The following is a 20,757-nucleotide window of genomic DNA, read 5'->3' as shown; positions in this document are numbered from 1 at the left end:
AAGGCAATATTTCAAAATAAAAAACCAAATAACAAGCACAATTCTGGTTATATCTCTATATCAACACTGGAGCTTTATCCGTATGCTTTCCCCTACTTCACGATGGCGCAATGCACTTGCGGATACCTTTGCAATGGTGGTTTATTGCTTTATCACCGGCATGGCCATTGAAATCCTGCTTTCAGGTATGACATTCCAGCAATCTCTTTCTTCCCGGTTACTTTCCATTCCAGTGAATATTTTCGTTGCCTGGCCATATGGCATATACCGCGATCGAATTTTGCTTTTGGTGATGAAATTCGGCCCTCATCATCGATGGATGCAGAATCTGGCCGACCTGTTTGCCTATGTGAGTTTTCAATCTCCCGTTTATATTGCCGTTCTATGGTCGATAGGTGCAGATCCTGCTCAAATAATGACAGCCGTAGCCAGTAATGCGCTGATATCTATGGTTATGGGAGTCGCATATGGTTATTTTTTGGAATATTGCAGACATCTTTTCCGGGTAAAGGGCGCCAATCAAAGGCAGATTGTCAGCCATTGATTATTTCGTGGTAACCACTCACTGGAATAAAAGATGACATTGAGAAAATGAGAACTTTCTTAACAGGTGCCATAGTGAAAATAATTATGGCACCTGATGTTGATAGAAAATATTAACGCCGACTCAGAGAACCACGGCGATAGAGATTACGGCGAATCCTGTTCAACCCCGGCTTTGGCTTATGTGGTTCATCCAGGCTGGCAAGAACCAGTTCCAGTACACGTTCGGCAACCTCACGGTGTCGCTGAGCCACAGCCAGTACCGGGCATTCAAGAAAATCCAGTAACTCATTGTCACCAAAGGTAGCGATCGCCAGATTAGTTGGCAGCCGACCGCTCTTCTTCAACGTCACATCCATCACGCCCTGCAACAATGGGAAAGAGGTCGTGAACAGGGCCTCCGGCATAGGATGATCCTGTAAATACTGTGCAAACACAGCGGCGGCGGCACTTCGCTCATAACTGTTGGCATAGAGATAGTCCACCTGACGCGGATCATCAGCCCAAGCTTGACGGAATCCTTGTTCACGCAGGAAACTGACGGATAGTTCCGGCAACGCGCCCAAATACATGACGCTATTAGCCGGAATCTTGCGCAGCTCTTGAGCCAACATTTCCGAGTCTTCCATATCCGCACCGACCACACTGGTGAAATGTTCTCTATCCAGAGCACGATCCAGCGCAATAATAGGCAAACTATTGTTTGCCCAACGTTGATAGAAAGGATGTTCCGGCGGTAATGCCGTAGAAACGATAATGGCATCAACCTGACGCTGTAACAGATGTTCAATACAACGCATTTCATTATCAGGCTGATCTTCAGAACAGGCAATCAACAGCTGGTAACCACGCTGACGGGCCTGACGCTCCAGATAATTGGCAATCTTCGTATAACTGGTATTTTCCAGATCGGGAATCACCAATCCAATTGAACGGGTACGCCCGGCACGCAGACCAGCAGCGACAGCGTTAGGATGATAATTGTGTTCTCTTACCACCGCCATGACTTTTTCTACGGTCTTATCGCTAACGCGATACTGTTTTGCTTTACCGTTGATCACATAACTGGCGGTAGTGCGTGAAACACCCGCAAGACGCGCGATTTCATCCAGTTTCACGGTAACCCCTTAATTAAGTCGGATAAAAAATAAAAATAGAGTGATAACCATAGACTAACCAAGGTTATCGTGCCGATCTAACCGCAGAATCTACTGGCGGGCAACCGTTTTTATCATCTATAAGACGAAGAGAAATGATATTAATAGGCCCGATATTATTATCGGGCCCTTGCTACCTATCAGTATATGATCTGGCGTATTAACGCATGATCTTATCACCACGCGACACGCCAACAACACCAGAGCGCGCCACCTCGACAATGTCTGCGACTTCACGCACCGCATGCAGGAAAGCGTCCAGCTTATCGCTGGTACCTGCCAGTTGCACAGTATAAAGAGAGGAAGTCACATCCACAATTTGGCCACGGAAAATTTCCGTACTGCGTTTTACTTCCTCACGACCGTAACCAGTCGCCTGGAGTTTCACCAGCATGAGTTCACGTTCAACATGAGCCCCTTGTCCTAATTCACTGACGCGCAAGACATCCACCAGCTTATGCAGCTGCTTTTCAATCTGTTCCAGCACTTTCTCATCCCCCACGGTCTGAATAGTCATGCGGGATAGTGTGGGATCGTCAGTAGGCGCCACCGTCAAGCTTTCAATATTGTAGCCACGCTGGGAAAACAGTCCGATAACGCGCGACAAAGCACCCGATTCATTTTCCAGTAATACTGATAAAATCCGACGCATCATCAGGTTCTCTCCGTTTTGCTTAACCACATTTCGTCCATTCCGCCGCCACGGATCTGCATGGGATAGACATGCTCATTGCTATCCACTCTGACATCAACAAATACCAGCCGGTTCTTATGTGCCAACGCCTCTTTCAGCTTAGGTTCCAGCTCCTCAATCGTATCAATGGTGATACCAACATGCCCGTAGGCTTCCGCCAACTTGACGAAATCAGGCAGAGACTCCATGTAAGAGCTGGAATGACGTCCAGAATAAATCATATCCTGCCACTGCTTCACCATACCCAGGAAACGGTTGTTCAGATTAACCACCACCACCGGTAGATCATATTGCAGCGCGGTGGAAAGCTCCTGAATGTTCATCTGGATGCTGCCGTCGCCAGTGATACAGATAACAGTTTCTTCCGGCAACGCCAGCTTAATCCCCAGTGCGGCAGGCAAACCAAACCCCATGGTACCCAGCCCACCCGAATTGACCCAGTGGCGCGGCAAATCAAACGGATAATACAATGCGGCGAACATCTGATGCTGCCCTACGTCGGACGCCACATAAGCCTTACCTTCAGTCAGGCGATACACCGTTTCGATCACCGCCTGAGGTTTAATGGTATCGCTACTCTCGATGTACTTCAGGCAGTGACGGGCACGCCACTGCTCAATGCTCTGCCACCAGTCGCGCAGAGCATCAAACCCTTGCTGTGCAGCACCATCCTGTCCCAGTAACGTCAACATCAGACTCAGCACCTGCTTGGCATCACCCACAATAGGAATGTCAGCGCTGACTGTTTTTGAAATAGAAGCCGGGTCGATATCAATATGCAATATGGTGGCATTCGGACAATATTTGGACAGATTATTGGTGGTACGGTCGTCAAAACGCACACCGACAGCAAAAATTACATCGGCGTTATGCATCGCCATGTTTGCTTCATAGGTACCGTGCATCCCTAGCATCCCCAAACTCTGACGATGTGTTCCCGGGAAACCGCCCAATCCCATCAAAGACTGTGCTACAGGCAGGTTCAGCTTCTCGGCCAGTTCACGCAGTTCCTGATGACAACCCGAGTTAATCACCCCACCACCGCTATAAACCACCGGTCTTTTCGCCGCCAGCAGCGTATTCAGGGCCCGCTTGATCTGGCCTTTATGCCCCTGCACTGTGGGATTATAGGAACGCATGCTGACATGGTCCGGATAGGCATAAGGCAATTTATTCGCCAGATTCATGATGTCTTTCGGCAAATCCACCACCACCGGACCTGGACGTCCACTGGACGCCAGATAGAACGCTTTTTTCAGCGTGGTGGGAATATCCTCCGCCTGCTTGACCAGATAACTATGCTTCACCACCGGGCGAGAAATGCCTACCATGTCGCATTCCTGAAAGGCATCATAACCAATCAGTGACGTCGCCACCTGACCCGAAATCACCACCAAAGGGATAGAATCCATGTAGGCCGTGGCAATACCGGTAATCGCATTGGTTGCTCCCGGTCCTGATGTCACCAGCACCACCCCTACTTTTCCGGTAGCTCGAGCATAACCATCAGCCATATGTACCGCGCCTTGCTCATGGCGCACCAGAATATGCTCGATTCCACCAACCGTATGCAAAGCGTCGTAGATATCCAGCACTGCTCCGCCCGGATAGCCAAACACATGTTTTACGCCCTGATCGATCAACGATCGGACCACCATCTCGGCGCCTGACAACATCTCCATGGGTTTGCCTCTTTTGTTCAAATAGCGAATCGCTTCCGTATGGCAGGGAAATTCCCCCACGCTCACGTTATTTTTTTTAGATATAACTCGTTAACATAACGCCAGATTATGGTGCAGGCAAACCGCAAGTGACACCTGTAGATAGAGATATTCTGGTAAATAAACTGTTAAAAGATTATCCATTGAGATAAAACGCTAGGGAGTACCCATCGAATCTAAAAATATCCTGCAATGGTCGCTAATTACAGCGTGAAATTTTGATAGAAAAACAATAACCAATCGGTGTTATTGCCGCCGATCTCACTGAACCTAGGCGTACATTGCATCAATTTCCAGTTGATATCGCTGTTGTATCACTTTGCGGCGGAGTTTTAGCGTAGGTGTCAACTCTCCTTGTTCCATGGAAAACGGTGCCGAAAGAAGCGTGAATTTTTTTACCTGCTCAAAATGAGCAAACTCTTTCTGTATCTCCTGCAGCCGCTGATCAAACATGTCCAGAATATGAGTGTGGCGCAGCAACTCCAGTCGATCCTGATATTTCAGATTGATAGCGTGAGCGTACTCTTCAAGCACGTCAAAACAGGGAACAATTAACGCAGAAACGTATTTACGTGTATCGGCAATCACCGCGATCTGTTCGATGAACCGGTCCTTACCCAGTATGCCTTCAATATATTGCGGAGCGATATACTTGCCGCCTGCGGTTTTCATCATGTCTTTCAGACGCTCAGTGATAAACAGATATCCCTGTTCATCAATCTGGCCGACGTCACCGGTTTTGAACCAGCCATCCGCAGTGAACACTGCTGCGGTATCCTCTGGCCGATGGAAATAGCCACGCATCACAAGAGCGCCACGCACCTGAATTTCATTTTCTTCTTCCGCGATACGGATTTCCACCCCCGGTAGCGGCGTACCTACAGAACCCAGACGGAAATTATCGGCTTCCCAACAGGAAACCGTGGCGCAGGTTTCTGTCAGGCCATAACCATAGACAATACGGATACACATCGACTGGAAAAAAACGATGATATTATCGTCCAACCGAGCACCCGCAGCCGGAAGGAAACGGACTTGTCCGCCCAACAGTGAACGCAGTTTGCCCAACACCAGTCGGTCAGCACAACGATACATCAGATTACGCCAGATACCGGGCCGTTTTCCACGCTGCTGCCGTAAAAATACCTGCCGGCCTTGAACCATCGCCCAGAGAAATAAAACTCGACGATACCAAGGAGCTTGCGCTACCTGTTCATGAATCCCGCTGTAAACCTTTTCATAGAAACGCGGCACCGCACACATGACAGTGGGTTTCACATCATTCATTGCCCGGCGTACCTGATTGGTATCGCTGAGATACACATTCTGCGCGCTGCTATGCATGATGATGAAACTCCAGACACGCTCAAATACATGGGATAACGGCAGAAAACACAAAGAAACATCGTCCTGGGTGACCGTCAACCGCTGCTCATGTGACCGTAACTGAGTCGCCAGATTCACATAATCCAGCATCACGCCTTTGGGTTCACCGGTTGTGCCAGAAGTGTAGATCAACGAAAACAGATCACTGAGATCACGGCTATCAATACGTTGCTGTAACGCTGTTTGCCATGCAAATTCATCCGCTTGTGATTCAAACTTATGCAGATGAACAGCCATTTGGCAGCCACGCAGGCTAACCTGTTTGTCCATCACAATGATATGACGCAGTTGGGGGCAGTCACCAAACAACCCCAGCAACGTATCGAACTGCGCCTGACTACCGACAAAAATCGTGCGGATATCGGCATCATTGATGATGAATGCTGCCTGTGCCGCCGTGTTGGTGGCATAAATGGGTACACTGACGGCTCGTAAATGCAGCAGAGCCAAATCCACCAACGACCAATTGATGGAATTATGGGCAAAGATCGCTACCCGTTCCTGTACGTTGATGTCCAACGCCAATAATCCACTGGCAATCCGCTGGATATGTTGTCCGACTTGCTGCCAGGTCAGTTGTTGTTCATGTTCAGCAGCCCATTCACGAAAAACAATATGGTCGGAACAATGCGAAATTTGATGTTGGATACGGTGAACAAGATGATATGGCTGTAAATGGCAGTTATTCATGGATGCGTGCACCTGAAAACACAACAGACAGGTTACGTGATTTATCGCAGTCTATCGTGCAACTTATACGCTTCAAAGATCTTTTCACTGCCGACACACCAGGTGAGAGACAGCAAGCCGCGCGTTGTTTAACTGGTGGGAAGAATCAGAGGTTGACATAATCTGGGGAATCAAGTACCAATAAGGCAACATTGAGATTTATTAATTTACTCGGATGACAAATCAGTATGTATAACTTCGCTCAACTACTAGGCCTACTACTACACGCATCTATGCGCGGTATGCCGGTGGGCGAAATGCAGAACTGATTTCACTTACACCTGAAAAACCCGCGCCAATGCGCGGGTTTTTTTTTACTCGCCGGCGCTCTAAACAAACGAAACAAAAGGAACCAGACCGATGAGCCAGCAAGTCATTATTTTTGATACGACGTTGCGTGACGGTGAACAGGCACTGCAGGCCAGCCTGAGTGTGAAGGAAAAAATCCAGATAGCGATGGCGCTGGAAAGGATGAGAATTGACGTCATGGAAGTGGGTTTCCCGGTATCCTCTCCGGGTGATTTTGAATCTGTACAGACCATTGCCCGTCAAATCAAAAACAGCCGTGTCTGCGCATTAGCTCGCTGTGTAGACAAAGACATTGATGTCGCCGCTGAAGCGCTGCGCGTCGCAGAAGCATTCCGTATCCACATATTCCTGGCAACCTCTACGCTGCATATCGAATCTAAACTGCGCATGTCTTTTGAACAGGTGGTAGAAAAAGCCATTCACTCGGTGAAACGAGCGCGTAATTATACTGATGATGTCGAATTTTCCTGTGAAGATGCGGGACGTACGCCAATCGACAACCTGTGCCGTATCGTAGAAGCCGCCATTAATGCAGGTGCTAGTACCATCAATATTCCAGACACCGTCGGTTATACCACCCCAATTCAATTCGGCGGCATCATCTCTACCCTGTACAACCGCGTTCCCAACATAGACAAAGCAATTATCTCCGTACATTGTCACGACGACCTGGGTATGGCTGTCGGCAACTCTATTGCCGCAGTACAGGCCGGCGCACGTCAGGTTGAAGGCACGCTGAACGGTATTGGTGAACGTGCGGGTAACTGTGCACTGGAAGAAGTCATCATGGCGATTAAAACCCGCCCGGACATCCTGAAAGTCCACACCAATATCAATCATCAGGAAATTTACCGTACCAGCCAGATAGTCAGCCAGATTTGCAACATGCCCATTCCGGCTAACAAAGCGGTGGTGGGTGCCAATGCATTCGCGCACTCTTCCGGCATTCATCAGGATGGTGTGCTGAAGAATCGTGAAAACTACGAAATCATGACGCCGGAGTCGATTGGTCTGAAAGAAGTCCAGTTGAACCTGACCTCGCGTTCCGGTCGGGCTGCCGTGAAACACCGCATGGAAGAGATGGGTTACAAAGACGGTGACTACGATATGGACAAACTGTACACCGCATTCCTGAAACTGGCCGACAAGAAAGGCCAGGTGTTCGACTATGACCTGGAGGCACTGGCCTTTATTAACAGCCAGCAGGAAACCTCCGAGTTTTATCATCTGGATTATTTCAGCGTGCAATCTGGCTCCAGCGTGATGGCAACCGCCTCGGTTAAATTGGTGTGTGGTGATGACATCAAATCCGAAGCCGCTACCGGTAACGGCCCGGTAGATGCCGTCTATCAGGCAATTTACCGCATCACCGGTTATTCGATTACGCTGGTCAAATATCAATTGTCCGCCAAGGGACAAGGGAAAGATGCGCTGGGGCAAGTAGATATCGTGGTGGAATATCAGGGTCGCCGTTTCCATGGCGTCGGTCTGACAACGGATATCGTCGAGTCCTCTGCTAATGCCATGGTGAACGTATTAAACAACATTAAGCGTGCACAACTGGTCGAAAAAGAAGTTCAACGTTTACAGCAACACAACAACAGTCAGGAAACAGTGTGATGACCAAGAATTACCATATCGCCGTCTTGCCAGGTGATGGCATCGGCCCGGAAGTCATGGCGCAAGCCTATAAAGTGCTAGATGCGGTGCGTCAGCGTTTTGGCCTGCGCATCACTACCAGCGAATACGACGTTGGTGGTATTGCCATTGACCGCCAGAATACGCCATTACCCCAGAGCACCATCGCCGGTTGTGAACAAGCCGACGCTATCCTGTTCGGTTCCGTAGGTGGGCCAAAATGGGAACATCTGCCACCAGCAGAACAACCTGAACGCGGCGCACTACTGCCATTGCGCAAACACTTTCGCCTGTTCAGCAACTTGCGTCCGGCACGGCTGTATCAAGGACTGGAAGCGTTCTGTCCACTGCGTAGCGACATCGCCGCCAAAGGCTTCGACATTCTGTGCGTGCGCGAACTGACGGGCGGTATCTATTTTGGTCAGCCCAAAGGCCGCGAAGGCAGCGGGATGCATGAACGGGCCTTCGATACCGAGGTTTATCACCGTTTTGAAATTGAGCGCATTGCTCGCATCGCGTTTGAGTCGGCACGCAAACGCCGCAGTATCGTAACGTCTATTGACAAGGCCAATGTGCTGCAAAGCTCCATTCTGTGGCGTGAAATCGTTAGCGAAATCGCTCGTGATTATCCGGATGTACGTTTGTCTCATCTGTATATCGATAACGCCACCATGCAGTTGATTAAGGATCCATCGCAGTTTGATGTATTGTTGTGTTCCAACCTGTTCGGCGACATTCTGTCGGATGAGTGCGCCATGATCACCGGTTCCATGGGAATGCTGCCATCGGCCAGCCTGAACGAGAACGGGTTTGGTCTGTATGAACCTGCTGGCGGTTCCGCGCCGGATATTGCGGGCAAAAATATCGCCAATCCTATTGCGCAAATCCTCTCTGCCGCCTTGTTGTTACGCTACAGCCTGAACGCAGATGACGCTGCGGATGCCATTGATCAGGCCGTGAACCAGGCGTTGGCAGAAGGTTATCGCACTGGCGATCTGGCCAGTGATGGTAAAGCCGTAACTACTGATGAAATGGGCGATGCCATCGCCAGATTTGTCGCCGAGGGAGTTTAATCATGGCCAAAACCTTATATCAGAAACTGTTCGATGCTCATATCGTTCACGAAGCGCCGAATGAAACACCGCTGCTGTATATCGACCGTCATCTGGTACATGAAGTGACGTCCCCCCAGGCGTTTGATGGTTTACGGGCCATGAAACGTCAGGTACGCCAGCCAGGCAAGACTTTCGCCACCATGGACCACAATGTCTCCACCCAGACGCGTGATATCAACGCCAGTGGTGACATGGCTCGTATTCAGATGCAGGAACTGATTAAAAACTGCGCCGAATTCGGTGTGCAGCTGTATGACCTGAACCACCCTTATCAAGGTATCGTGCATGTTATCGGGCCAGAACAGGGCATGACGCTGCCAGGTATGACTATCGTCTGCGGTGACTCGCATACCGCCACCCACGGCGCGTTCGGCTCACTGGCATTTGGTATCGGTACCTCTGAGGTTGAGCATGTACTGGCAACGCAAACCCTGAAGCAGGGCCGCGCCAAAACCATGAAGATTGAAGTCACCGGTAAAGCTGCACCGGGCATCACCGCCAAAGACATCGTACTGGCAATCATCGGTACAACCGGTAGTGCCGGTGGTACCGGCCACGTGGTGGAATTCTGTGGTGAAGCGATCGAAGCACTGAGCATGGAAGGCCGCATGACACTGTGTAACATGGCGATTGAAATGGGTGCCAAAGCGGGTCTGGTTGCACCGGATGAAACCACTTTCGCCTATCTGAAAGGCCGTCAGTTCGCACCGAAAGGCAGCGACTGGGATGCCGCAGTGGCTTACTGGCGTACCCTGAAATCGGATGCCGATGCACACTTTGATCATGTTGTAACGCTAAACGCCGCCGATATCGCACCACAGGTCACCTGGGGCACCAATCCTGGTCAGGTGATTGCCGTGAACCAGATTATTCCGGCACCAGAATCCTTTACCGATCCGGTAGAACGCGCCTCGGCAGAAAAAGCGCTGGCCTACATGGGCCTGCAATCCGGTGTAAAACTGACAGAAGTTGCTATCGACAAGGTCTTTATTGGCTCCTGCACCAACTCCCGCATTGAGGATTTACGTGCAGCCGCAGCGATTGCTAAAGGTCGTAGAGTGGCTAGTGGCGTACAGGCGATTGTGGTGCCCGGCTCCGGCCCGGTGAAAGTACAGGCGGAAGAGGAAGGTCTGGACAAGATCTTTATCGACGCCGGTTTCGAATGGCGTCTGCCCGGCTGCTCCATGTGTCTGGCCATGAATAATGACCGTCTGAATCCGGGCGAGCGCTGTGCGTCTACCAGTAACCGTAACTTTGAAGGTCGCCAGGGGCGCGGTGGTCGTACTCATCTGGTCAGCCCAGCCATGGCCGCTGCCGCTGCCGTAGCCGGTCATTTTGCCGACATCCGTGAACTGAACTGAAGAGGACTGCCACATGGCTAAATTTACCCAACATATTGGTTTGGTGGTTCCGCTGGACGCCGCCAACGTCGACACGGATGCCATCATTCCAAAGCAGTTTTTACAGAAAGTGACTCGTACCGGTTTTGGACAGCATCTGTTTAACGACTGGCGTTTCCTGGATGATGCAGGCAAAGAAGCTAATCCGGATTTTGTGCTGAACAAACCGCGTTACAAAGGTGCCAGTATTTTGCTGACCCGAGAAAACTTCGGCTGTGGCTCATCTCGTGAGCATGCTCCGTGGGCACTGACCGATTACGGTTTCAAGGTGGTGATCGCACCGAGTTTCGCCGATATTTTTTACGGCAACGCATTTAACAACCAACTGCTACCGGTTACGCTGAATGAATCTGATATTGACGATCTGTTCACACTGGTGGAAGGTCAGGAAGGCATCACCTTCACCGTGGATCTGGAAGCGCAAACCGTGCAGGCCGGCGGCAAAAGCTACCCGTTCGAGATTGATAGTTTCCGCCGTCACTGCATGATTAACGGGTTGGACAGTATCGGCCTGACGCTGCAACACGAAACCGATATCAGCCATTACGAACAGCATCAACCTGCATTTTTGCGTTGATAACAGGAGAAGAGAGTAAAGCATCCGCGTCAGTGATGGCGCACTTTGCGCTGACAAAGATGTACTTGCAGTGTCTTTACGATCTCTCCATTATCATTGCAATATGCATGTTGTCATCAAGCTCAGCCCACCCAAGGTGGGCTTTTTTATCACTCTCGATGTAGGCCTTGGCTCCAGTACGCCATAAATGTCACCGATTAGCCCATAAAAGCAGGTTTCCTGTCAGATTGAGGTTGCCATCACGATCACGGTTTTCTACCTTATTTCTGGCCTATGCTGTAGATTGTAAGTTTATTGCACACCGAGATAAGGAGGACTCATGACACGCATCATCCGGTGTTACCGCCTGAGCATCTCCGGCGATTCCCGTCCCTGGTTTAATATCGATTATCGTCTGACCAACGACTTTCCCCGTCCGTTTCATGCCTGATTCAGCCTCGCGCTGATCTTTCTGCTTTTATTTTGTTCAACAATGCCTGGCATTTTTGCCATGCCGTTATCCTGGTTTTTATTTGTCTGGAAAAATTACATGAAACGTATTCCCGAGCCTTTTCGCATCAAAATGGTAGAAAACATCCGTATGACTACGCGCATCGAGCGTGAAAACGCCTTGCAGGAAGCCGGTTATAACCCGTTCCTGTTGCGCAGTGAGGATGTGTATATCGATCTGCTGACCGACTCCGGCACCGGTGCCATGAGTGACCGTCAGTGGGCAGGGCTGATGATGGGTGATGAAGCCTATGCGGGCTCGCGCAACTACTACCATCTGTGCGATCAGGTAAAAACGCTACTTGGCTACCCCTTTACTATCCCAACCCACCAGGGGCGTGGCGCAGAACAAATCCTGTTTCCTTGTCTTATCGCCAAAAAACAGCGGGAGGGCGGTGGCAAAAAGCCCATTTTTATTTCCAATTTCCACTTCGATACCACAGCCGCCCATGTGGAGCTGAACGGTGCCCGAGCCATTAACGTGGTCACGCCCAAAGCTTTTGACACCACAACCTACTATGACTGGAAAGGGGATTTTGACCTCGATCTGCTGCAAACCACCATTGAACAACACGGCCCGGAGAATGTGGTGGCGATTATCACTACCATCACCTGCAACAGTTCCGGCGGCCAGCCGGTTTCGATGAAAAACATGCGTGAGGTATACCGCATTGCCCAACAGCACCAGATTCCGGTTGTGATCGACTCCGCCCGTTTCTGTGAAAACGCCTGGTTTATCAAACAGCGGGAAGCGGGTTATGAAAACCGCTCCATCAAAGAGATCGTCCTCGAGATGTATCAGTACGGCGATATGCTGACCATGTCGGCGAAAAAAGATTCGATGGTGAATATTGGCGGATTATGTTGTTTCCGTAGTGATGAGGACTTGTTTAATGATGTCCGTATCCGCTGCGTGCCAATGGAAGGTTTCGTGACCTACGGTGGATTGGCCGGACGCGATATGGAAGCCCTGGCCATCGGTCTGGAAGAAGGTATGAATGAAGACCATCTGACTTACCGTATCGGCCAGGTGACATACCTTGGTGAACGGTTGAAAGCGGGCGGCATTCCAATTCAGTACCCGGTTGGTGGTCACGCAGTATTTGTCGATGCCAGAAAAATGCTGCCACACATCCCGGCAGAACAATTCCCGGCACAGGCATTGAATAACGAACTTTATCTGGAAGCGGGGATTCGCAGCGTTGAGATCGGGTCACTGCTGCTGGGACGCGATCCAGATACTGGCAAACAGAAACCCTCGCCGCTGGAACTGCTACGCTTGACCATTCCACGCCGGGTTTATACTAACGACCACATGGACTATATCGCCGATTCACTGATTGCACTGAAAGAGCGGGCCACCAGCATCAGGGGGCTGACCTTTACCTACGAACCCCCGGTATTGCGCCACTTTGTCGCCCGGCTGAAACCGGTGGAATAACCCGAAAAGAGCAATAAAAAAAAGCCAGCGAAGGGATTCGCTGGCTGGTGACATGCACCATTACTCAGAATACACAGATTATTTCCATTCACACCTCTGGCTCACAACCAGCGGCGATACTCTTCTTCAGAAAGGGTTTCAATCTTCCATTGCGTGGCCTGTTGTAATAGATCCATCCGCTGCTGAACAGATAACCAACCACACCATTTTGCCTTGCAGGTTGAAAAGTAATGTTGATAGAAGCTGTACAATCGGAATGAGTCCATAATCCATCTCCTGACTTTTCACTAAATACCTTTTAGCCTTTCACTAAGTCAAAGTATCGACGTAATATAGGGAAAGATATATTGATGACTTTCAGTCGCGGAGTTCCCCTTTTATGTCGTCCACTCGCCTGCAACAACAGTTCATCAGGTTATGGCAATGCTTTCAGGGACAAACTACTGAAACTACCCTACAGGAGTTAACCGGGGTTTTGAGCTGCTCACGCCGCCACATTCGATCCCTGCTGGGTGCCATGCAAAAACAGGGTTGGTTAATCTGGCACGCTGAAGTCGGTCGGGGGAAACGGTCAAAACTCACGTTCCTCTATACTGGCCTGGCGCTGCAACAGCAACGGGCGGAAGACCTGCTGGAGCAGGATCGTATCGATCAGTTGGTGCAACTGGTGGGCGATAAGGAAACCTTACGACAAATGCTATTGTCACATCTGGGTCGCAGCTTCCGTCAAGGCAAGCATTTACTACGTATCGCTTATTACCGCCCGATGCGTAATCTTCTACCTGGTACTGCCTTGCGGCGTTCAGAAATGCACATAGCCCGTCAGATTTTCAGCGGACTGACCAACATAAATGAGGAAAATGGGGAACTACAACCGGATCTGGCCCATCACTGGCAGCAAATTTCTCCGTTGCACTGGCGTTTTTATTTACGCCCGGCGGTCCGTTTCCACCACGGTCGCGAGATGACCATGGACGATATCGTGACGTCTTTGAGCCGGTTAACCTCACTGCCCTTGTTTACTCACATCGACAACATCACCTCTCCCACGCCTTTTGTGATCGATGTTCGACTGCATAGCGCTGATGTCTGGCTGCCGTGGTTACTGGGCAGCGCTTCAGCCATGATTGTGCCGCAGGAATGGCGAACACTGCCGGATTTTGCTCATCAGCCTATTGGTACCGGCCCCTATGCCGTGGTGCGCAATAGTCATAGTCAGTTGAAAATCACCGCCTTTGACGACTATTTTGGCTACCGCGCCCTAATTGATGAAGTCAGTATCTGGGTATTGCCGGATACACCTGAGGTGATTTCCTGTGCAGTCCAGTTACAAAACGACGACTCTCCGAACGACAAACTGGAAAATCGGCTGGAAGAAGGGTGCTACTTTCTGCTGTTCGACCATCGATCTTCCCTGACGTCATCACTGGAAATGCGCCGCTGGCTATGTCAGGTACTCAGCCCGGTAGCCATACTCAATCAAGCCAATGGTCTTTATCAGAGTAATTGGTCACCCGCTTACGGGCTGTTGCCACGCTGGCACCATAGTCAACTTAGCCTGTTACAGGACAAGCCTCAGGGACTGAAACAACTGACGGTGACGTTCTACCGTGAACATCTGGAATATCAGGATCTCAGTGCCATTATGCAGAAACTGCTGGCACAACATGGTGTCACGTTAAACGTCCAAATCGTCGATTATGACGATTGGTATCAAGGCAAGGGTACCAGTGATATCTGGCTCGGCAGCGCCAATTTCTATCTGCCACTGGAGTTTTCCCTGTTCGCCATGCTGTATGAACTCCCCTTATTACAACACTGCCTGGATGAGGATTTGACGCAGGATGCAAAACGCTGGCGGGAAGGTTCTCTGTCACCCACGGAGTGGAGCCAGAAGCGGGTGATAAACCACCAGATTCATCCGCTGTTCCACCACTGGCTACAGTTACAAGGGAAACGCAGTATGCGTGGTATTCGTATGAATACGCTGGGATGGTTTGATTTCAAATCCGCCTGGTTTGTGCCGCCAGAAAACTGACACGGCACTTTTCCTTATGTTACGAAGTCTTTACAATACGTCCGTTCTCAACGGGGTGCGATAAAAACCCGATGGCAGACAGCCATTGACGAACCTGGCAACCAGGTTGTCATTCCCGCCCAAACGGGGAAATTCCGTCTGCCGCCATGTCGTTTCTATCGCTGAGAAAATACCCGTCGAACCTGATCCGGTTAACACCGGCGGAGGGATTTGAGAGTGCTTCCTGCTGACTCAAAGACCTTTGCCACCCTAAACTTCAGGAGTGCAAAGTGTTGAAAAAATTATTGTCCTGTCTGTTATTGATTTCCGCCCCCGTTTTCGCCAAACCAACGCTAACGGTGTACACCTATGACTCCTTCGCCTCGGAATGGGGCCCCGGCCCGGCAGTCAAAAAAGCATTTGAAAAGAAGTGCGACTGCGAGCTGAAATTCGTGGTATTGGAAGATGGCGTCTCACTGTTAAACCGTCTGCGGATGGAAGGCAAACACACCAAGGCTGATATCGTGCTGGGGCTGGACAATAATCTGGTGCAAGCCGCCGCGCAGACCGGATTGTTCCGCCAGTCGGATATTGATACCCATGCGCTAACCGTCCCCGGCGGCTGGAAAAATACCACCTTCATTCCCTACGATTACGGCTATTTCGCCTTTGTTTACAACAAAGATACGCTGAAAAACCCGCCGAAAAGTCTGCATGAACTTGTCGACAGTCCTCGACCATGGAAAGTTATCTATCAAGATCCGCGGACCAGCACGCCGGGCTTAGGTCTGCTGCTGTGGATGCAGAAAGTCTACGGCGATCAGGCACCACAGGCATGGAAAAAACTGGCCGCGAAAACCGTTACCGTCACCAAAGGCTGGAGTGAAGCCTATGGTCTGTTCCTGAAAGGCGAAGCCGATCTGGTACTGAGCTACACCACATCTCCGGCGTATCACATCATCGAGGAGAAAAAAACAAATTACGCCGCTGCCGATTTCAGTGAAGGACATTATCTGCAAGTAGAAGTAGCCGGTCAGTTGGCTTCCAGTAAACATCCTCAGTTGGCGACACGTTTCATGCAGTTTATGTTGACGCCTGCATTCCAGCAGATCATCCCCACCACCAACTGGATGTACCCGGTGATCAAGACCGAATTACCCGCGGGTTACAACGCGCTGACAATCCCGGCCCACACTCTGGAATTTACACCACAGCAAGTAGCACAGCAGCGCAATAACTGGATTCAGGCATGGTTACGCGCCGTCAGCCACTAGTACCTAGCTGGCTATGGCCCGGCTTGCTGGCCACGGCATTACTGGTTACAGCAGCCGCACTGGCATTTGGAGCATTGTGGCAGCAGGCACCGACAAACCAGTGGCTCGCACTGTGGCAGGATGATTACCTATGGCACGTCATCCGCTTCACGTTCTGGCAAGCGCTGCTGTCCGCCCTGTTTTCGACGGTACCGGCGATCTTCCTGGCGCGAGCACTATATCGCCGCCGCTTTCCCGGCCATCGTTGGCTACTGCGTCTGTGTGCCATGACACTGGTATTGCCGGTGCTGGTGGCTGTATTCGGCATTCTCAGCGTCTACGGTCGCCAGGGATGGCTAGCGCATTTACTGGCATTGGTGGGCATTGAATACCGTTTTTCTCCCTACGGTCTGCGAGGCATTCTGCTGGCGCACGTGTTTTTCAATCTGCCATTGGCGACCCGCCTGCTGTTACAGGCACTGGAAGGTATTGCCACCGAACAGCGACAATTGGCTACCCAATTGGGCATGCGTGGCTGGAATTACTTTCACCTGGTGGAATGGCCGTGGTTGCGCCGCCAGATTCTGCCCGCCGCTGCGCTGATTTTTATGCTCTGTTTCGCCAGTTTCGCCACTGTCCTGTCATTAGGCGGTGGGCCAGAGGCGACCACCATCGAACTGGCTATCTATCAGGCACTGAGTTTTGACTACGATCCAGCACGGGCCGCCTTGCTGGCGCTCATTCAGATAGTCTGTTGCCTTGGCCTGGTACTGCTCAGTCAGCGTTTGGGTAAATTGCTGCCGGTGGGGTACAGCCAGCAGCAACACTGGCGCGATCCACAGGATAGCTTACTGAGTCGAAGCGTTGACACGCTGTTGATTGCGGCAGCGTTACTGCTACTGTTGCCGCCGCTGTTGGCCGTCATCGCCGATGGACTCAATGCTTCACTGCTCGAGGTTCTGCGGCAACCCGTACTGTGGCAAACGCTATTCACCTCACTGCGTATCGCGCTGGCAGCGGGAGTCGTATGCGTCATACTGACCATGATGCTACTGTGGAGCAGCCGTGAACTTAAGTTGCGCCAGCGCCTCTTTCTCGGGCAATTGATGGATCTGAGCGGAATGTTGATTCTGGCGATGCCCGGTATCGTGCTGGCGACCGGCTTTTTTCTGCTGCTCAACAATACGTTTGGATTACCGGAGTCGCCTTACGCCCTGGTCGTCATGACCAATGCCTTGATGGCAATCCCTTATGCGTTGAAAGTGCTGGAAAACCCGATGTATGACATGGCAGAACGGTTTAATCAGCTGTGTTTATCGCTGGATATCCGTGGCTGGCAACGACTGAAAGTGGTCGAACTGCGGGCATTAAAGTTCCCCATCACACAGGCGCTGGCCTTTGCCTGTGTGCTCTCAATTGGTGATTTTGGCGTCATCGCCTTATTTGGCAACGAACAGTTCCGCACCTTGCCGTTTTATCTTTACCAGCAGATTGGCGCTTATCGCAGTGCCGACGGCGCGGTAACCGCCCTGCTCCTGTTGTTATTATGCTTTACCCTGTTCACCCTGATTGAAAAACTGGCGGGCCAACATGATCATTCTCGATAAACTTGTCTACCTCTACCAACACCTGCCAATGCGCTTTGATCTCCGGGTACAACCGGGGGAACGGATAGCTATCCTGGGCCCCAGTGGGGCAGGCAAAAGCACCCTGCTAAGTCTGATTGCCGGTTTTCTGATGGCAGACAGCGGCCAGCTACGATTGAACGGCCAGGATCACCGCACCACGCCACCGGCTAAACGGCCAGTCTCGATTCTGTTTCAGGAAAATAATCTGTTCCCCCACCTCTCACTGAAACAAAACATCGCGCTGGGCCTCAATCCCGGCCTGAAACTGAATGCACAACAACAGGAAATCCTGAGCCATATCGTACAACAGGTTGGACTGACACCGATGCTGGACCGACTTCCATCGCAGGTTTCCGGTGGTCAGCGGCAACGTGCCGCGCTGGCCCGTTGCCTGATCCGCCAGCAACCGATCTTGCTGTTGGATGAACCCTTTTCCGCACTGGACCCGGCATTACGCTATGAAATGCTGGAACTACTGGATACCGTGTGTAGTGAACGGCAACTCACTCTGCTGATGGTTTCTCATAATCTGGAAGACGCGGCCCGCATCGCCTCACGCACAGCGCTGGTGGTGGATGGACATATTTACTATGACGGCCCAACGCGTGATTTGCAGCAGGGCACAACGGAAGCGGCACGAATTCTGGGTATTTCCCTTCGTGAAAATAAATAAATGTGATCCACAACCGGTTTTTGTGTATTTCCCTCATCGGGGTAGTGTTTATTTTTCACCGGCTATGTTTATATAAATCCGTTCATTAGTAATTAACCATAAGGTTCTCCGTGAAACACACCTCCTCCACTTTCGCTCTACTAAGCACCGCGTATGACGCGGTCGTCGTCGTGCGCGTGGTGGTCGTGGTCGGCAGCGCGCCGTAACGGGTTCCGAATCCAGAAAAGATTCCCAAACCCCGCCGGCGCAAGCCGAGCGGGGTTTCTTATATCCACCCTCCCCGCTCTTTCCCTGCACCGGCTCTGATAAAGGATATGACTATGCGTTATACAGGAGCTGAGCTGATCATCCGTCTGCTGGAACAGCGAGGCATCACCACAGTAACCGGCATTCCCGGTGGTGCCGCATTGCCGTTATACGATGCGTTGGGGCAAAGTAACATTATCCGTCACGTACTGGCCCGCCATGAACAAGGGGCCGGATTTATTGCTCAAGGCATGGCTCGTGCCAGTGGTAAAGCTGCGGTTTGTATGGCTTCCAGCGGCCCAGGTGCCACCAACCTGCTGACCGCCATTGCCGATGCCAAACTCGATTCCATTCCGCTGGTATGCATTACAGGTCAGGTCTCTTCCAGCATGATTGGTACGGACGCGTTTCAGGAAGTAGATACCTATGGCATCTCCATTCCGGTAACCAAGCACAACTATCTGGTGCGGGATATCAACGAGTTGCCTCGCGTCATTGAAGATGCCTTTCGCATTGCGCAATCAGGACGACCAGGCCCGGTGTGGGTAGATATTCCCAAAGATGTGCAGACTGCCAGTATTGAGTTGGCAGAATTGCCCGCCATTCGTGCCAACGATACACCGCCGGACGTCAATCCTCAGTCTATCCGTCAGGCAGCAGCGATGATTAACGCCGCGCAACGTCCGGTGCTTTATCTGGGAGGCGGCATTATCAGCGCCGCAGCACACCGACAAGCACGTCAACTGGCCGAACGTTCCAATCTACCCACCACCATGACCTTGATGGCGCTGGGGGCCATACCGGTAGACCATCCGCTATCATTGGGTATGCTGGGCATGCATGCAGCCCGATCAACCAATCTGATTCTACAGCAGGCAGATTTGTTAATTGTGCTGGGAGCTCGGTTTGACGATCGCGCCATCGGTAAAGCCGAACAATTCTGCCCGGATGCCAGTATCATCCACATTGATATCGATCCGGCTGAACTGGGCAAAATCCGCCAGCCGCATGTCGCACTGAACGCGGATGTCGCCCAAGCGTTAGACCAGTTACTACCGCTGATCGAATCTCAGCCACGTGAAGTCTGGCGTGGTGCGGTGCAGGCACTGCAACGAGAGTTTCCGTTCAGTATGCCCAACAGTGATGACCCGCTGAGTCACTACGGTTTAATCCGCGCCGTCGCACAGGAACTGGACGACAATGCCATTATCTCCACCGATGTGGGTCAGCATCAGATGTGGGTAGCGCAATCCTATCCATTACGCCGCCCGCGCCAGTGGCTGACCTCCGGGGGGCTGGGAACGATGGGATTTGGCCTGCCTGCCGCTATCGGCGCGGCATTGGCGGAGCCGCAGCGTACAGTAGTGTGTTTCTCTGGTGACGGCAGTTTGATGATGAATATTCAGGAAATGGCGACCACCGCGGAAGAAAATCTGAACGTAAAAATTGTACTAATGAACAACCAATCGCTGGGACTGGTGCATCAACAACAGGATATGTTCTATCAGAAACGCATTTTCGCCTCCGATTATCGCTATCAAACCAACTTTCTGGCCATTGCCGCTGGGTTCGGTTTTGCTGTCTGTGATCTGAATAGTGCCGCCGACCCACAAACCGCGCTGCGGGAAGCGTTACAGCGTCCGGGACCGGCGCTAATCCACGCCTTCATTGATGTCAATGAAAAAGTCTATCCGATGGTACCGCCGGGTGCCGCCAATATTGAGATGATTGGAGATTAAAA

The 20,757-nt window shown here is 51.2% G+C and carries 18 protein-coding genes and 1 riboswitch; of the genes, 13 read left to right on the top strand and 5 right to left on the bottom strand.

The genetic code is table 11. The features are described 5' to 3' along the window. Positions 1 to 82 precede the first annotated feature (82 nt). Positions 83 to 544: an L-alanine exporter AlaE gene (locus CWC46_RS06110; protein ID WP_021017142.1), complete on the top strand. Its 462-nt coding sequence runs from the start codon at positions 83 to 85 to the stop codon at positions 542 to 544. A gap of 112 nt (positions 545 to 656) precedes the next feature. Here the strand turns inward: CWC46_RS06110 and cra are convergent, their stop codons facing one another. The 4 genes from cra to CWC46_RS06090 form a co-directional block, all read right to left on the bottom strand. Continuing rightward, a complete protein-coding gene (gene cra / locus CWC46_RS06105; protein ID WP_021017143.1) occupies positions 657 to 1,661 on the bottom strand; it encodes a catabolite repressor/activator in 1,005 nt (334 codons plus the stop codon). Positions 1,662 to 1,860: 199 nt separating this feature from the next. After that, positions 1,861 to 2,352, bottom strand: coding sequence for an acetolactate synthase small subunit (gene ilvN, locus CWC46_RS06100; RefSeq protein WP_037382441.1), 492 nt, complete (start codon positions 2,350 to 2,352; stop codon positions 1,861 to 1,863). A gap of 2 nt (positions 2,353 to 2,354) precedes the next feature. Continuing rightward, positions 2,355 to 4,076 carry an acetolactate synthase 3 large subunit gene (gene ilvI / locus CWC46_RS06095; protein WP_021017145.1) on the bottom strand — a complete coding sequence of 574 codons (1,722 nt, stop codon included), beginning with the start codon at positions 4,074 to 4,076 and terminating at the stop codon, positions 2,355 to 2,357. A 309-nt stretch (positions 4,077 to 4,385) separates the two neighbouring features. Continuing rightward, positions 4,386 to 6,191: an AMP-dependent synthetase/ligase gene (locus CWC46_RS06090; RefSeq protein ID WP_021017146.1), complete on the bottom strand. Its 1,806-nt coding sequence runs from the start codon at positions 6,189 to 6,191 to the stop codon at positions 4,386 to 4,388. Positions 6,192 to 6,590: 399 nt separating this feature from the next. On the opposite strand from CWC46_RS06090, the gene leuA reads away from it, so the two are divergent. The 6 genes from leuA to tnaA all read left to right on the top strand — a co-directional run bounded on the left by leuA (position 6,591) and on the right by tnaA (position 13,199). Next, a complete protein-coding gene (gene leuA, locus CWC46_RS06085) occupies positions 6,591 to 8,159 on the top strand; it encodes a 2-isopropylmalate synthase (protein ID WP_021017147.1) in 1,569 nt (522 codons plus the stop codon). Beyond that, positions 8,159 to 9,250, top strand: a complete 1,092-nt coding sequence (gene leuB / locus CWC46_RS06080) for a 3-isopropylmalate dehydrogenase (RefSeq protein WP_021017148.1) — start codon at positions 8,159 to 8,161, stop codon at positions 9,248 to 9,250. Before leuA ends, leuB begins: the two co-directional genes overlap by 1 nt. Before the next feature lie 2 nt (positions 9,251 to 9,252). Next, positions 9,253 to 10,653: a 3-isopropylmalate dehydratase large subunit gene (leuC, locus tag CWC46_RS06075; RefSeq protein WP_021017149.1), complete on the top strand. Its 1,401-nt coding sequence runs from the start codon at positions 9,253 to 9,255 to the stop codon at positions 10,651 to 10,653. A gap of 13 nt (positions 10,654 to 10,666) precedes the next feature. Then, positions 10,667 to 11,269, top strand: a complete 603-nt coding sequence (leuD, locus tag CWC46_RS06070; RefSeq protein WP_021017150.1) for a 3-isopropylmalate dehydratase small subunit — start codon at positions 10,667 to 10,669, stop codon at positions 11,267 to 11,269. Between the two features lie 319 nt (positions 11,270 to 11,588). Continuing rightward, positions 11,589 to 11,699, top strand: a complete 111-nt coding sequence (gene tnaC, locus CWC46_RS06065) for a tryptophanase leader peptide (RefSeq protein WP_021017151.1) — start codon at positions 11,589 to 11,591, stop codon at positions 11,697 to 11,699. Between the two features lie 99 nt (positions 11,700 to 11,798). After that, complete coding sequence (tnaA, locus tag CWC46_RS06060) at positions 11,799 to 13,199, top strand: tryptophanase (protein WP_021017152.1); 1,401 nt, start codon at positions 11,799 to 11,801, stop codon at positions 13,197 to 13,199. Between the two features lie 101 nt (positions 13,200 to 13,300). Here tnaA and sgrT read toward each other — a convergent pair whose 3' ends face one another. Continuing rightward, positions 13,301 to 13,465, bottom strand: coding sequence for a glucose uptake inhibitor SgrT (gene sgrT, locus CWC46_RS06055; protein ID WP_021017153.1), 165 nt, complete (start codon positions 13,463 to 13,465; stop codon positions 13,301 to 13,303). A 113-nt stretch (positions 13,466 to 13,578) separates the two neighbouring features. On the opposite strand from sgrT, the gene sgrR reads away from it, so the two are divergent. From sgrR to ilvB, 6 genes are all read left to right on the top strand, one after another. Beyond that, positions 13,579 to 15,237, top strand: a complete 1,659-nt coding sequence (gene sgrR, locus CWC46_RS06050; RefSeq protein WP_021017154.1) for an HTH-type transcriptional regulator SgrR — start codon at positions 13,579 to 13,581, stop codon at positions 15,235 to 15,237. 41 nt (positions 15,238 to 15,278) lie between these two features. Beyond that, a riboswitch (TPP riboswitch) is annotated at positions 15,279 to 15,464 on the top strand. Positions 15,465 to 15,506: 42 nt separating this feature from the next. Continuing rightward, entirely contained in the window at positions 15,507 to 16,490 is a 984-nt protein-coding gene (gene thiB / locus CWC46_RS06045) for a thiamine ABC transporter substrate binding subunit (protein ID WP_021017155.1), read from the top strand. After that, positions 16,466 to 18,076 carry a thiamine/thiamine pyrophosphate ABC transporter permease ThiP gene (gene thiP / locus CWC46_RS06040; protein ID WP_021017156.1) on the top strand — a complete coding sequence of 537 codons (1,611 nt, stop codon included), beginning with the start codon at positions 16,466 to 16,468 and terminating at the stop codon, positions 18,074 to 18,076. The genes thiB and thiP overlap by 25 nt, the downstream gene beginning before the upstream one ends. Next, entirely contained in the window at positions 18,060 to 18,770 is a 711-nt protein-coding gene (gene thiQ / locus CWC46_RS06035; RefSeq protein WP_021017157.1) for a thiamine ABC transporter ATP-binding protein ThiQ, read from the top strand. Before thiP ends, thiQ begins: the two co-directional genes overlap by 17 nt. A gap of 110 nt (positions 18,771 to 18,880) precedes the next feature. After that, positions 18,881 to 18,976, top strand: a complete 96-nt coding sequence (ivbL, locus tag CWC46_RS06030) for an ilvB operon leader peptide IvbL (RefSeq protein ID WP_237160210.1) — start codon at positions 18,881 to 18,883, stop codon at positions 18,974 to 18,976. A gap of 114 nt (positions 18,977 to 19,090) precedes the next feature. Then, positions 19,091 to 20,755 carry an acetolactate synthase large subunit gene (ilvB, locus tag CWC46_RS06025; RefSeq protein ID WP_021017158.1) on the top strand — a complete coding sequence of 555 codons (1,665 nt, stop codon included), beginning with the start codon at positions 19,091 to 19,093 and terminating at the stop codon, positions 20,753 to 20,755. Positions 20,756 to 20,757 lie beyond the last annotated feature (2 nt).

This window comes from Prodigiosinella confusarubida (genome assembly GCF_002847015.1).
In the GTDB taxonomy this organism is placed as follows: domain Bacteria; phylum Pseudomonadota; class Gammaproteobacteria; order Enterobacterales; family Enterobacteriaceae; genus Prodigiosinella; species Prodigiosinella aquatilis.
Note: the sequence above shows the minus strand (reverse complement) of the source record. Positions and strands in the feature narration are given on the sequence as shown.